Annotated in this window: 9 protein-coding genes; 2 read left to right on the top strand and 7 right to left on the bottom strand. The window is 72.1% G+C overall.

Going from position 1 to position 14,106, the window contains the following annotated elements; genetic code table 11:
* Nucleotides 1-147: 147 nt before the first annotated feature.
* From dnaG to ABH925_RS14000, 4 genes are all read right to left on the bottom strand, one after another.
* Complete coding sequence (gene dnaG / locus ABH925_RS14015; RefSeq protein WP_370147827.1) at nt 148-2,073, bottom strand: DNA primase; 1,926 nt, start codon at nt 2,071-2,073, stop codon at nt 148-150.
* 59 nt (nt 2,074-2,132) lie between these two features.
* On the bottom strand, nt 2,133-3,395 hold the full coding sequence (locus tag ABH925_RS14010) for an NAD(P)/FAD-dependent oxidoreductase (RefSeq protein ID WP_370147826.1): 1,263 nt from the start codon (nt 3,393-3,395) through the stop codon (nt 2,133-2,135).
* 176 nt (nt 3,396-3,571) lie between these two features.
* Nucleotides 3,572-4,831: a deoxyguanosinetriphosphate triphosphohydrolase gene (locus ABH925_RS14005; RefSeq protein WP_370147825.1), complete on the bottom strand. Its 1,260-nt coding sequence runs from the start codon at nt 4,829-4,831 to the stop codon at nt 3,572-3,574.
* A 68-nt stretch (nt 4,832-4,899) separates the two neighbouring features.
* A complete protein-coding gene (locus ABH925_RS14000) occupies nt 4,900-5,889 on the bottom strand; it encodes a trypsin-like serine protease (protein ID WP_370147824.1) in 990 nt (329 codons plus the stop codon).
* A gap of 407 nt (nt 5,890-6,296) precedes the next feature.
* On the opposite strand from ABH925_RS14000, the gene ABH925_RS13995 reads away from it, so the two are divergent.
* The gene (locus tag ABH925_RS13995) at nt 6,297-7,430 is read left to right on the top strand and encodes an alpha/beta hydrolase (protein ID WP_370147823.1); all 1,134 of its coding nucleotides are present in this window, start codon (nt 6,297-6,299) and stop codon (nt 7,428-7,430) included.
* A gap of 4 nt (nt 7,431-7,434) precedes the next feature.
* On the opposite strand, the gene ABH925_RS13990 is transcribed toward ABH925_RS13995, so the two are convergent.
* On the bottom strand, nt 7,435-8,394 hold the full coding sequence (locus tag ABH925_RS13990; RefSeq protein WP_370147822.1) for a proteasome assembly chaperone family protein: 960 nt from the start codon (nt 8,392-8,394) through the stop codon (nt 7,435-7,437).
* 419 nt (nt 8,395-8,813) lie between these two features.
* On the opposite strand from ABH925_RS13990, the gene ABH925_RS13985 reads away from it, so the two are divergent.
* Entirely contained in the window at nt 8,814-9,482 is a 669-nt protein-coding gene (locus tag ABH925_RS13985; RefSeq protein ID WP_370147941.1) for a GNAT family N-acetyltransferase, read from the top strand.
* 309 nt (nt 9,483-9,791) lie between these two features.
* On the opposite strand, the gene ppdK is transcribed toward ABH925_RS13985, so the two are convergent.
* Nucleotides 9,792-12,500 carry a pyruvate, phosphate dikinase gene (gene ppdK / locus ABH925_RS13980; protein ID WP_370147821.1) on the bottom strand — a complete coding sequence of 903 codons (2,709 nt, stop codon included), beginning with the start codon at nt 12,498-12,500 and terminating at the stop codon, nt 9,792-9,794.
* A 436-nt stretch (nt 12,501-12,936) separates the two neighbouring features.
* The gene (gene dusB, locus ABH925_RS13975) at nt 12,937-14,097 is read right to left on the bottom strand and encodes a tRNA dihydrouridine synthase DusB (RefSeq protein WP_370147820.1); all 1,161 of its coding nucleotides are present in this window, start codon (nt 14,095-14,097) and stop codon (nt 12,937-12,939) included.
* Nucleotides 14,098-14,106 lie beyond the last annotated feature (9 nt).

Here is a 14,106-nt window from a genome sequence, read left to right as displayed (position 1 = left end):
CGCCCACCACGGGCCGCGCGAAGCGCGCACCCGCGCGGCGCGGGGCGCGAAGCCCACCGCGCGGAGCGCGCGAAGCCCACGGCGCGGGGCGCGCGAAGCCCACGGCGCGGGGCGCGCGAACCCGCGGCGCGGAGCGCGGAGCGCGGGCTAGAGGGCGGAGGCGCCGCGTTCGCGGAGGCCTTGGCCGTACTGCTGGAGTGCCCACAGCTCGCCCTGGACCGCGGAGAGCTGTTCCGGCGTGGCGCGCGGGCCCAGACGCTGCAGGTGGGCTCGGCAGTCGGCGACCCTGCGGTCCACCGCCTGCAGCCGCAGCTTGACCAGGAACTCGCCCGCGTAGACCTCGTCCGCCGCCCGCCGGGTGCGCACCGGCTCCACGGTCAGTTCGGTGATCAGGCCGCGCACCGCCTCGTCCGGGGCCGCCTCGCGGACCGTGGGTGACCAGGCGTCCGGCGCGGCCGCGCCCGCGGCGACCCCGCCGGCCGCGGCGATGGCGGCACGGACCGTGGCGTACGGCGGGGTGGGGAACTCCTCCTCGGCGAAGAAGTCGAAGGTGGGCGCGACCAGCGCCGGGTACTGCAGGGCCAGCTTCAGCAACTCGCGCTCGACGAACTGGGCCGGGTCGCGCGGGTTGAGCCGGTACGAGGGACGACGGGCCACCGCGGGCGCGGCCGGCGCCGCGGCGGCGCCGCGCCGGTCGCCGGGGCGGCCGCCGTTGCGCTCGCGTTCGGCATCGCGCTGGCGCTGCCATCGGGCCAGCTGGTTGACCCGGCGCACCACGAACTGCTCGTCCAGGATGCCGACCATGCCCGCGAGTTGGACCGCGTAGTCGTGCTGGATCGAGCCGTCCTTGATCCGGGCGACGATCGGCGCGGCCTGCTCCAGCGCGGCGGAGCGGCCCTCGGCGGTCTCCAGGTTGTGCTGGGCGACGGCGGCCCGGATCGCGAAGGCGAACAGCGGCACCGGATTCTCGATCAGCGTGCGGACCGCCTCGTCGCCCTGGGCGAGCCGCAGCTCGCAGGGGTCCATCCCGCCGGGGGTGACCGCGATGGAGGTCTTCGCGGCGAACTTCTGGTCGTCCTCGAAGGCCCGCAGCGCCGCCTTCTGCCCGGCCGCGTCGCCGTCGAAGGTGAAGACCACCTCGCCGCGGAACTGCGAGGTGTCCATCAGCAGCCGGCGCAGGATCTTGATGTGGTCCTCGGCGAACGCGGTTCCGCAGGTGGCGACGGCCGTGGTGACGCCGGCGAGATGACAGGCCATCACGTCGGTGTAGCCCTCGACGACCACGGCCCGGCCGGACTTGGCGATCTCCTTCTTGGCCAGGTCGATGCCGTAGAGCACATGGGACTTCTTGTAGAGCGGGGTCTCCGGGGTGTTCAGGTACTTGGGACCCTTGTCGTCCTCGCGCAGCTTGCGCGCGCCGAAGCCGACCACCTCGCCGGTGATGTCGCGGATCGGCCAGACCAGCCGGCCCCGGAAGCGGTCCATCGGACCCCGGTTGCCCTCCGAGCAGATTCCGGAGACCAGCAGTTCGCGGTCGGTGTAACCGCGCCCGCGCAGGAAGCGGGTGAGGTTCTCGAAGCCGCCGGGCGCATAGCCCACGCCGAAGTGCGCGGCGGCCTCGGACTCGAAACCGCGCTCCTTGAGGAAGCGGCGGCCGGTCTCCGCCTCCGGGCTCGCCAGCTGCTCGGTGAACCAGGCGGCGGCGATCCGGTTGATCTCCAGCAGCCGGGTGCGCTCGCCCTGCTGCCGTCCCGGCTGGTAGCCGCCGCCCTCGTAGCGCAGGGTGATGTTCAGCTGCGCGGCGAGGCGCTCCACCGTCTCGACGAAGGACAGGTGCTCCATCTTCATGACGAAGCCGATGGTGTCGCCGCTCTCCTGGCAGCCGAAGCAGCTGAAGACGCCCTTGCTCGGACTCACGTAGAACGACGCGGACTTCTCGTCGTGGAACGGGCAGAGGCCCTTCAGCTGCCCCCCGCCACCGTTGGTGAGCTGGACGTACTGGCCCACGACGTCGTCGATCCGGACGGCGGCCTTGACCGCGTCCACGTCCTCGTCCCTGATCCGCCCTGCCACGTCGTGCAGTGTATGCCCGGGGGCCGACAGGACTCCCCGGGCGAGCGGGACGGCAGGCGTCAGAGGTCGGCCAGTGGCACGGAGGGGTCCGCGAGGCGGTCGGGGTCGATCGGGCGGGCGGAGCGGACCAGCTGCTGGATGCTGCCGACCACGTCCCAGGTGTTGACGTTCATCCCGGCCAGCACCCGGTTGTCCGGCGCCTGCCAGAAGGCGATGAACTCGCGCTTGCCCGCGTCGCCGCGCAGCACCACGTGGTCGTAGGCGCCGGGGGCGGCGAAGCCGGAGTACTCCAGGCCGACGTCGTACTGGTCGGAGTAGAAGTACGGGACGCGGTCGTAGACCACCTCCTGGCCGAGCATGGCGCGGGCGGCGGCCGGGCCGCCGTTGAGGGCGTTGGCCCAGTGCTCGACCCGCAGCCGCCGCTCGAACAGCGGGTGCCAGGCGGAGGCGACGTCCCCGGCCGCGAACACCGCCGGGTCGGTGACGCTGCGCAGCGAGGCGTCCACGGCGATGCCGCCGCCGTCCTCCCTGGCGGCGAGCTCCAGGCCGGCGTCCTGGGCCAGGCCGGTCTGCGGGGCCGCGCCGATGCCGACGACCACGGCGTGCGCGGGGTACTCGTCGCCGTCGTCGGTCTGCACCGCCAGGACCATGCCGTCCTCGCCCTCGATCGCGGTGACCGAGGCGCCGAAGCGGAAGGTCACGCCGCGGTCCTGGTGCAGGTTGACGAAGAAGGCCCCCAGTTCCGGGCCCAGCGCGCCGTAGAGAGCGGTTGGCTGCGGCTCGATGACGGTCACCTCGGCACCGTAGGTACGGGCGGCCGCGGCGACCTCCAGGCCGATCCAGCCCGCGCCGACCAGCAGCAGCCGGCCGTTCTCCCGGCCCAGCGCCTGCAGGGTGGCCCGCAGCCGCTCCGAGTCGGCGAGTTTGCGCAGGTAGTGCACACCGCCCAGGCCGATGCCGGGCACGTCCAGCGGGCGCGGGGCCGAGCCGGTGGTGAGCAGCAGCCGGTCGTAGCCCAGCACGGTGCCGTCGGCCAGGTGCACCTCGCGGGCCGACCGGTCCAGCCGGGTGGCCGGCGAGCCGAGCCGCAGCTCGATCTCGTGCGCGGCGTACCAGGGCGAGTCATGGACGAACAGGTCCGCGCGCGGGGTGCTGCCGGCCAGGTAGCCCTTGGAGAGACCGGGCCGCTCGTACGGGGCCTCGCGTTCGGCGCCGACCAGTATCACCCGCCCGGTGAACCCCTCCGCCCGCAGGGTCTCGGCGGCCTTGGCCCCGGCCAGACCGGCTCCGACGATGACGTGGGTCTCATGTGCGTCCACCATGGAACGTTCTCCTGTCGGCTCGTCGGACGGGGTCGGACGGGATCGGTTGGGGGGAGGCCTCCGCGCGCGACGCCGCACTGCCCAGAGTGCAGCCTCCCGCACCGGCCGGGAACGGAAAAGGGCGCACAGCGCGCGCCGCACCCCGAACGGCGGCCCGGCGGGCCGGTGCGGGGGGACTAGCTGGTGAGCAACCGGTGCCGGGCGGCGGCGGAGGCGTCGGTAAGCGTGGCGATCTGGTCGATCACCGCCCGCAGCCGGGCCTCGTCGGTGGCCGCGTCCTCGTAGAGGGCGGCGAACACCGGGTCGAGGCCGTAGGGGGCGGAGGCGACCAGGGCGTCGGCGAGCTCGGCGATGACGGTGCGCTGCCAGGTGCGCAGTTGCTCCTGGTCGTCGCGCTGCATCACGTACCGGTCGGCGACCGCCTTGAGCACCGCGCACTCCAGCCGCACCCCGCGCGGGACGACCAGGTCCGCCTGGTAGCGGCTGAGCGGTCCCGGCCCGTACGCGGAGCGGGTGGCCTGCTCGGCGGCGGTACAGAAGCGGCCGATCAGCTGGCTGGTGGCATCCTTGAGCGCGGCCCGGCCCCGGGCCGAGCCGTCGTAACTGCGCGGCCACCAGTCCTCCGCCTGCAGCCGGTCCAGTGCCTCGGCCAGTTCGGCCGGTTCGGCGTTGGGCGCGTAGCGGACCGCGACCTGGAACAGTTCCTCGCGCTCCGGCTCGGAGCGCAGCGCGGCCGGGGCGACATGGCCGGCCTGCAGCCCGTCCTCGACGTCGTGGACGGAGTAGGCGACGTCGTCGGACCAGTCCATCACCTGGGCCTCGAAGCAGCGGTGCGCACCGGGGGCGCCCTGCCGAAGCCAGCCGAACACCGCCAGGTCCTCGTCGTAGACGCCGAACTTGTGCGGGAACTCGGGGTGGCTGCCCCGGGTCCAGGGGTACTTGGTGGCGGCGTCCAGCGCGGCGCGGGTGAGGTTCAGCCCGACGCTGCGGCCGTCGGCACCCGGGGTGAACCGTTTGGGCTCCAGCCGGGTCAGGATGCGCAGGCTCTGGGCGTTGCCCTCGAAGCCGCCGCAGGCCGCGGCGGCCCGGTCGAGGGCCTCCTCACCGGTGTGGCCGAACGGGGGGTGGCCGATGTCGTGGGACAGGCAGGCGGTCTCCACCAGGTCGGGGTCGCAGCCGAGCGCCGCGCCCAGCTCCCGGCCGACCTGCGCGCACTCCAGCGAGTGGGTCAGCCGGGTGCGCGGGAAGTCGTCCGCGAGCGGCGCCACCACCTGGGTCGTCCCGGCCAGGCGGCGCAGCGCGGCGGAGTGCAGCACCCGGGCGCGGTCGCGCTGGAAGGCGGTGCGGCCGGGGCGCTTGTCCGGCTCGTCCACCCAGCGGGCCGCCGCGGCGGCGCTGTACTCGGTGCACTCGGTGCTCGACGAGGTGACGTCCATGGGGCCACGCTAGTCGGAAGCAGTGACAGGCCAGGTCGGACACGCCTCAACCGGCCGGAGCCGGCGGTTCAGCCCGCTCCGATCGCCTGCTGGTACAGCGCCTTGACGTCGTCGCCGAAGTAGCAGCTGTAGGAGACGTCCGGCGAGTCGCCGCCCTCCTGGTAGCCCCCTATCACTCCCACCATGGTGCCCAGGCCGGTGGTCGCGTCGATCCCGGCCAGCATCGGCCCGCCGCTGCTGCCGTCCGCGAAACCGACGCAGTCGAACTCCGACTGGGTCGCCGCGTAGACCTTGAGGGTGTTGGTGCAGGCCACCGGCTGCTCGGTGGAGCTGGGGTAGCCGATCGCCCCGACCTGGGCCGGGCGCAGCTGGGAGAAGGCGATGTGCTGGGCACCGACCTGGTCCGCCAGCGCCTTTCCGGAGCCGCCGGACTGCTGCACCCGGACGAAGGCCACGTCGTAGTCGGGGTTGCTGTTCGCCGCCCAGTGCGGGTCGATCGAGACCTTCACCGGGGTCCACTCGCCGTAGGGCTCCTGCCCGTCGTGGTAGCCGGGGACGAAGACGAAGGCGCCCGGGGAGGGGATGCCGTTGGCGGGGTCGGAGAGGCAGTGCGCGGCGGTGGCGATCACGTCGCCGCCGGGGCTGTCGACCACGGTGCCGGTGCAGAAGTGGTGGTGCAGGTCGGCCTTGCCGTCCGGTCCGGTCACGAACACCGCGCCGACCGTCGGCAGGCCGGTGAAGGGGACGCCGACGGGCGTCGCCGGAGTGGCCGGCGCGGAGCCGGCCGGCGCGGCGTCGGAGCTGGTGCCGGACCCGGCCGGGCCGGCGGACGGCGTCCCGGCCGCGGGCGCCGCCGCGCTCCCCGTCCCGCCGAGCGCGGTGGGGACGACGACGTTCGGCAGCCTGACCGGCGCGCGCCGGGCGGCGGCCTGCGCCGACGGCGCGGGGCGGGGCCCGGAACCCTCGTCCTGCGACTGGTCCACCACCACCGCGAAGCAGACGCCGAAAGCCAGGACGCCGAGGGTTCTGGAGAGCAGGCGCAGTTGAGAACGGGTCACACCCAGGAGCTCCCTTCCGAGCCAGGCAGGCCGTCGTCGCCGCCCCGGCCTACCGACCGGTCGGGCGTCAGTGCTGACTGGGTGGACCGTAGACTGCCCTGGGCGCTGCTGTCGATGCCTGCCACGAGGGACCGTTCGTCCGGCGGCCTCGACGTCGGTAGCGGCGGCGTCAGTGGCAGCGCTGTCGGGAGGGGCGACCATTTCCGGCATTATGCCGCATCTCGGACGCCCATCCCCGGCAATCCGCAGTGTCACAGGCGCGTAATAAAGCACATAGAACGGTCAAACTACGCATCCGCCCCGGGTTAAGGTCTGCTGAGAGAGCAGTCGGCCCCGCGGCGGGCCGCGCACGCCACCGGAGACGCCACGGCACCAGCCCCGACCGTGGAGAGCAGGAGAGCCCACCCGTGAGCCTGACCGGGAGCGCGTTCTTCTACCTGCTCATCCTCGCCACGGTACTGGCGGTCGCCGGGACCCTGGTCGCCTGGGGCCTGGTCCGCGGGCCGCGCCCGCTGCGCTGGGCGGTCCGGCTGCTGATGATCGTGGTGTGCCAGCTCACCGCCATCTCCATCGTGGCCGTGTGGATCAACAACAGCTACGGCCTCTACACCTCCTGGTCGGACCTGCTCGGCGAGGAGAAGGGCGGCGCGGTCGCGGCCGGCAGCGGCACCAGCGGGCCGGTACCGGCCATGCCCGGGCCGCCGCCCAGCCGGGCCATGTTCACCCGGACCGGCAACGGCCTGCTGGAGACCTACGTCCACGGCAAGTACTCCAAGCTGTCCGGCCAGGTGCTGGTCTGGACGCCGCCGCAGTACGACCAGCCGCAGTACCGCACCATGCGGTTCCCGGTGATGATGCTGCTGCACGGGGTCCCCGGCTCGCCGCAGTCCTGGGCCGAGGGCGGCGGTATGCCGGGCACGCTGGCGCAGATGATGGCGGCCGGGACGGTGAAGCCGGCCATCGTGGTGATGCCGGTGATCGATCCCGGCGGCGGCGACACCGACTGCAGCGACACCCCGGTCAGGAAGAACGCCACCTGGCTGGTCAAGGACGTGCCCGAGCTGATCGAGACCCAGTTCCGGGCCCTGAACGACGCCAGGGGCTGGGGCCTGATCGGCTTCTCCACCGGCGGGCTCTGCTCGGTGAAACTGGCGATGCAGTACCCCAACACCTTCGCCTCGGCCGTCGGCATGGACCCCGACCCGTTGTCCGGCGACCCCTCGGTGCTCAAGGACGCGCAGCTGCGCCAGGCCAACAGCCCGATGTGGCTGGCCCGGCAGAAGCCCGCGGTCTCCCTGATGCTGGCCACCAGTGCCAAGGACCGGTACAGCCCGGTGTCCAACATCACCGACTTCGCGAAGGTGGTGCAGTGGCCGACCGACCTCGCCGCCCCCGAGATACTTCCCTCCGGCGGTCACAACTGGAACACCTGGCAGCGCCTGTTCCCCACCGTCTTCCCCTGGCTGAGCGCCCACCTGGACGACGCCCAGGTGGTGACCCCGCCGGTGACGCACCAGACTCCCCCGGTACTGCGCCGGTAGGCGGTCAGGCGTCGCCGTCGGACTGCTCGGCCAGGAACTCCTCGAAGGCCCGGCCCAGCTCGTCCGCGGAGGGCAGGTCGGCGGGCTCGGCCAGCAGGTTCTCCCGGTCGGCGGCACCCGCCACCGCGTCGTACTGCTGTTCCAGGCCTGCCACGGCGGTACGCAGCTCGCCGTCGCCGTCCTCGATCTGCTGGTCGATGTCGGACCGCACCTCGTCCAGCCGGGCGCGCAGTTCAATCCCCGGCAGTACCAGCCCGGTCGCCGCCTGGACCGCCTCCAGCACCGCGACCGCCGCCTGCGGGTACGGGGTACGGGCCAGGTAGTGCGGGACGTGCGCGGCGAAGCCCAGCACGTCGTGGCCGGCCTCGGCCAGCCGGAACTCCAGCATCGCCGCCACGCTGGCCGGGACCTGCACCTTCTCGAACCAGCGCGGGTACAGCCCGAGCAGGTCCTCGCGGCTGCCGTGCGGGGTGAGGCCCACCGGACGGGTGTGCGGGACGCCCATCGGGATGCCGTGGAAGTTCACCGAGAGCCGCACCCCGAGCCGCTCCACCATCAGCAGCACCGCCTTCGCGAAGCGCTCCCACTCCACGTCCGGCTCCGGGCCGCTGATCAGCAGGAACGGCGCCCCGACCGAGTCGTGCAGCAGGTAGAGGTCGATCGCCGGGGCCTCGTAGGAGGCCCAGTGGTCCCGGTCGAAGACCATCGAGGGGCGCCGGGCCCGGTAGTCCACCAGCCGGTCCGCGTCGAAACGCGCCAGCAGCACCCGCTCCGGATCCTCCAGCAGATGGGCGACGACCTGGTCACCGGCCTCGCCGGCGTCCATGAAGCCCTCGAAGAAGTGCAGCAGCACCGGGCCCGTCGGGGCGACGGCGGACGCCTCGCCCGCACCCGTGCCGAAGGCCGCCTCGACGGCCTCCAGGGCCTGCGGCTCGAATGCGAACAGCGCCTGCGGATCAAGCACGGTGAACCCAATCTCCTGAGGTCCGCGGGCGGGTTTCGCGCGGACTCCTTCATCCAAGCACCAGCAGCGCGGACCCGCGCCACATTCCCGACCAGGGACGATTTCCCGCAGCGACTTTCACAAACACGATCGGCCTGAAATACTCGGGCGCGGCGTGGGATGACTTGGCCACCGCAGGCCGGTATGGTCCTCTCGCTGCACTGCATCGCTGCTGTCAGCAGACCTTGCCACAGCTGTACCTCGCATCGCACCTTGCCTTCACCTGGCCGCCCGCTGTCCTTCGCGCTCTCGTTCCTTCCTCGGCCATCTCCCGGACACACACTGTCCCCTCGCTCCCTGCACCGACACGGTTGACGCGCTCCGTCGCCGCACCCGGTTCGCAGGGCGCCACCCCTTGCCCGAGAACGCCGAAGGACCGAATCCCTGTGCCTGATTCCGTCTTCCTGCTCGGCCGCAGCGTGCGGCTGGAGCCCCTCGCCGAGCGCCACGTGGAGGCGCTGGCCGCTGCCGCCGCGCAGGACCGCAGCAGCTACGCGTTCACGCCCGTCCCGCACGGGATCGAGGCGACCGCCCGCTACGTCCAGGACGCCCTGACCGCCCAGGCGGCGGGCCGGGCGCTGCCGTTCGCCACGGTCAGGATGCGCGACGGCCTGGTGGTGGGCTCGACCCGGTTCTGCGAACTGGACTACTGGGAGGGCCCGGTGATCTGGCCGCCGGCCCCCCGGGGCCCGGTCGGCGACCCGCTGACCGCCGTGCCGGACGCGGCGGAGATCGGCGCGACCTGGCTCTCCGCGGAGGCCCAGGGCAGTGGGATCAACACCGAGGCCAAGCTGCTGATGCTGCGTCATGCCTTCGAGAAGTGGGGGGTGCGCCGGATCTCCATGCGCGCGGACGCCCGCAACGCGCGGTCCCGCGCGGCGATCGAACGGCTGGGCGCGGTGCTGGAAGGTGTCCACCGGGCGCACACCCGCGGCCTCGACGGCCTGGTCCGGGGCACCGCGTTCTACTCGATCCTGGACGAGGAGTGGCCCGTGGCCCAGGCCGCGCTGGAACGCCGCGTCTACGAGCCGCACCTCATCTCCGCATAGCACCCGCACCGCGGAGCTCTGCCGAAACGTTCGGGCGGCACGGCGGCGTTCGGGTGCCGAAACGGAAGGTGGCTGGGGCGGGTCGCCCGGACGCCGTTGTCCGGATGACCCGCCCCAGCCGTACGGCGGGAACTCTGCGCCGAGCGCCGCCGTGCTCTGGGGGGGTGTCGCGCGCCGCGCGCCGGTTGAGGGTGGCGGTGGGCGACGGGTGGGCGGGCAGCTCCCCCTTCGCCCCCTCATCCTTGGTCGGGGAACGGGGTGAAGGGGGTGCTCACGCTGACACGGGGTGAGGGGCCCCGTGAGGGTGTGTCAGCGCGAGTCGCTGCCCGCGGTCTCGATGGCGGCGCGGCCTGCCTCCAGGCGCGCCACCGGGATACGGAACGGCGAGCAGGACACGTAGTCCAGCCCCACCTCGTGGAAGAAGTGGACCGAGTCCGGGTCGCCGCCGTGCTCGCCGCAGACGCCGAGCTTGAGGTCGGGACGGGTGGCCCGGCCCTCCTTCACGGCGTGCCTGACCAGCGCGCCGACGCCGTCCCGGTCGATGGTCTCGAACGGGGAGACCCCGAAGATCCCCTTCTCCAGGTACGCGGTGAAGAACGAGGCCTCCACGTCGTCGCGGGAGAAGCCCCACACCGTCTGGGTCAGGTCGTTCGTCCCGAAGGAGAAGAACTCGGCGGCCTCGGCGATCTGACCGGCGGTCAGCGCGGCCCGGGGCAGCTCGATCATCGTGCCGAGCTTGATGTCGAGGGTGACGCCGGTCGCCGCGGCGACCTCGGCCAGCACCTGCTCGCACTCGTCCCGCACTATCTCCAGCTCCTGGACGGTGCCGACCAGCGGGATCATCACCTCGGGGCGCGGGTCCCCGCCGCCCAGACGGCGCTCCGCCGCGGCCTCGGCGATGGCCCTGACCTGCATCCCGAACAGACCGGGGATGACCAGGCCGAGGCGTACGCCGCGCAGGCCCAGCATCGGGTTCTGCTCGTGCAGCTTGTGCACGGCCTGGAGCAGGCGCAGGTCGTTCTCGTTGGGGTCCTTGCGGGCCTCGGCCAGCGCCACCCGGACCGAGAGCTCGGTGATGTCCGGGAGGAACTCGTGCAGCGGCGGGTCGAGCAGACGGACCGTCACCGGCAGGCCGTCCATGGCCTGGAAGAGCTCGACGAAGTCGCCCTTCTGCAGCGGCAGCAGCGTCGACAGGGCCGACTCGCGGTCCTTGTCGTTGTCCGCCAGGATCAGGTGCTCGACCTCCTTGCGCCGCTCCTCGCCGAGGAACATGTGCTCGGTGCGGCACAGCCCGATGCCCTGGGCGCCGAAGCGGCGGGCGCGGTTCGCGTCGTCGGCGTTGTCGGCGTTGGCGCGGACGCTCAGCCTGCGCCGGACGTCGGCGTGGGCCATCAGCCGGTGGACCGCCTGGACCAGGCCGCCCTCCTCGTCGGCGCCGGCGTGCAGGGTGCCCTCGAAGTACTCGACGACCGGGGACGGGACGACCGGGACCTCGCCCAGGTAGACCTTGCCGGTGGAGCCGTCGATGGAGATCAGGTCGCCCTCCTCCACCACCTTGCCGTCGGCGGTGGTGAAGCGGCGCTTCTTGGTGTCGACCTCCAGCTCCTCGGCGCCGCAGACACAGGTCTTGCCCATGCCGCGGGCGACGACCGCCGCGTGCGAGGTCTTGCCGCCGCGCGAGGTGAGGATGCCCTCGGCGGCGATCATGCCGTCCAGGTCGTCCGGGTTGGTCTCGCGGCGCACCAGGATGACCTGCTCGCCGGAGCGGGACCACTTGACCGCGGTGTAGGAGTCGAAGACGGCCTTGCCGACCGCGGCGCCGGGCGAGGCGGCGATGCCCCAGGCGACCCGCTCGGCCTTGGTGGACTCGTCGAAGCGCGGGAACATCAGCTGCGCCAGCTGCGCGCCGTTGACCCGGTGCAGCGCCTCGTCCAGGTCGATCAGGCCCTGGTCGACCAGCTGGACCGCGATCCGGAAGGCGGCGGCGGCGGTGCGCTTGCCGATCCGGGTCTGCAGCATCCACAGCTTGCCGCGCTCGATGGTGAACTCGATGTCGCAGAGGTCCCGGTAGTGGTTCTCCAGGGTCTCCATGATGGCCATCAGCTGGTCGTAGGACGCCTTGTCCAGGCCCTCCAGCTCGGCCAGCTGCATGGTGTTGCGGATGCCGGCCACGACGTCCTCGCCCTGCGCGTTCTGCAGGTAGTCGCCGTAGACCCCGGCGTGGCCGCTGGCCGGGTCGCGGGTGAAGGCGACGCCGGTGCCGGAGTCGGTGCCCAGGTTGCCGAAGACCATGGAGCAGATGTTGACCGCGGTGGCCAGGTCGCCGGGGATGCGCTCCTGGCGGCGGTAGAGCTTGGCCCGGTCGCTGTTCCAGCTGTCGAAGACGGCGTGGACGGCGAGGTCCATCTGCTCGCGCGGGTCCTGCGGGAAGGCGCGGCCGGTGTGCTCGCGGACGATGCCCTTGAAGACCTCGACGATCGCCTTCAGGTCGTCGGCGTCGAGGTCCAGGTCGTCCGCGGTGCCCTTGGCCTGCTTGGCCGCGTCCAGGGCGTCCTCGAACAGCTCGCCCTCGACACCCAGCACGGTCTTGCCGAACATCTGGATGAGGCGGCGGTACGAGTCCCAGGCGAACCGGTCGTTGCCGGACTGGGCGGCGAGGCCGGCCACCGAGGCGTCGGACAGGCCGATGTTCAGCACCGTGTCCATCATGCCCGGCATGGAGAACTTGGCGCCGGAGCGGACCGACACCAGCAGCGGGTCGGCCGCGTCGCCGAGGCGCTTGCCCATCTGCTGCTGCAGCGCGTCCAGGTGCGCGGTCACCTCGTCCCGCAGCGAGGCGGGCTCGTCACCGGTCTCCAGGTAGACCTTGCAGGCCTCGGTGGTGATGGTGAACCCGGGGGGGACCGGGAGACCGAGGTTGGTCATCTCGGCGAGGTTCGCACCCTTCCCGCCGAGCAGGTCCTTCAGATCCTTGTTGCCCTCGGTGAAGTCGTAGACGAATTTCTGCTCTGCCGACACGGGTTGTTCTCCTGCCGCACGGTTGCCCTGACGCCGGAGAACATACCCAGATCAAAGGCGGTTCAGCGCCCCCGTTGGGCCGTCAGTGGCCTGTACCCATGGGTAACCCGATAGATCGAATGCGCCGTATCGGGCTTCGCCTGTGAAAGTTAAATCGTCGCCCTGACGCTAGCTTGCCTTCAAAGGTTGAAGGAAGGGAAACCGTACGATCACATAACCGCCACTCTGCGTTCATGATCAGTTTCAGCCGGGCAACCTTGGCTTGATCATGTGTAGGAATCAGCCACCCCGTGACGCCCACCCGTTCGAGAGCTGATCCACCCCCGCGTGCGCGCGCCGTTTCACGTCCAACTGACGCAAAGTGAGCACCGGTGTGGCCAGAGTCACGTCCCCAGGTGAGGCACTCGGTCAGCTCTCGGACGTAGAAACCTCGGCTTCAGCCGCCTGATGTGTCCAGTTCAGCATCGGCGCTGGGCACGGCACAGTCGTAGGGGTCGTCCAGCCAGCCCTCGGGCAGCACCACCCGGTTCGCCCCCGAGGTGCGGCCGCGCGGGCCGTCCGCGCTCTCCGGCCAGCGCTGCTCCTGGTCGACCGCCGCCAGGTGGGTCTCCAGCTCGTCCAGCGAGGAGGACAGCGCCAGCGCCCGCCGCAGCTCGGAGCCCACCGAGAAGCCCTTGGTGTACCAGGCCACGTGCTTCCGGAAGTCCACGACGCCGTGCTTCTCGTCGCCGATCCACTCCCCCAGCAGCTGGGCGTGCCGCAGCATCACCCCGGCCACATAGCCGAAGTCGGGCCGCGCGTACTGGGTCTCACCCTCGAACACCGACACGAGCTCCTTGAACAGCCACGGCCGCCCCAGGCAGCCGCGGCCGACCACCACGCCGTCGCAGCCGGTCTCGCGGACCATCCGCACCGCGTCGTCGGCCGACCAGATGTCGCCGTTGCCCAGCACCGGGATGTGCGCGGGCACCGCCTCGCGCAGCCGGGCGATGGCACTCCAGTCCGCCGTCCCGCTGTAGTGCTGGATCGCGGTGCGGCCGTGCAGCGCGATGGCGGCCACGCCCTCGTCGGCGCCGATCCGGCCGGCGTCCAGGTAGGTCATGTGGTCGTCGTCGATGCCCTTGCGCATCTTCATGGTCACCGGCAGCCGGCCGGCGCCGGCCACCGCCTCGCGCAGGATCTGCCGCAGCAGGTTCCGCTTGTACGGCAGCGCGGAGCCGCCGCCCTTGCGGGTCACCTTGGGGACCGGGCAGCCGAAGTTGAGGTCGATGTGGTCGGCCAGGTCCTCGTCCGCGATCATCCGGGCCGCGCGTCCGACGGTCACCGGGTCCACCCCGTACAGCTGGATCGAACGGGGCTGCTCCGACGCGTCGAAGCGGATCAGCCGCATGGTCTTCTGGTCCCGCTCGACCAGGGCCCGGGTGGTGATCATCTCGGAGACGAACAGGCCCTTGCCGGCGCTCTGCTCGCGGCAGAGGGTGCGGAAGGGGGCGTTGGTGATCCCGGCCATCGGCGCGAGCACCACCGGCGGCCACACCTCGATCGACGGGCCGAGGCGCAGCGGCGCGGCGGCGGGGGCTTCGAGTGCGGTCGTCATGGTGCTGCT

The organism is Streptacidiphilus sp. EB129 (assembly GCF_041262645.1).
GTDB lineage: Bacteria > Actinomycetota > Actinomycetes > Streptomycetales > Streptomycetaceae > Streptacidiphilus.
This window is presented reverse-complemented; position numbering and strand designations above follow the sequence as displayed.

What these genes read in the sequence shown, in the direction of transcription:
- ABH925_RS14010 (WP_370147826.1), bottom strand. Translation starts at nt 3,395, where the DNA reads ATGGTGGACGCACATGAGACCCACGTCATCGTCGGAGCCGGTCTGGCC.
- ABH925_RS14005 (WP_370147825.1), bottom strand. Translation starts at nt 4,831, where the DNA reads ATGGACGTCACCTCGTCGAGCACCGAGTGCACCGAGTACAGCGCCGCC.
- dusB (WP_370147820.1), bottom strand. Translation starts at nt 14,097, where the DNA reads ATGACGACCGCACTCGAAGCCCCCGCCGCCGCGCCGCTGCGCCTCGGC.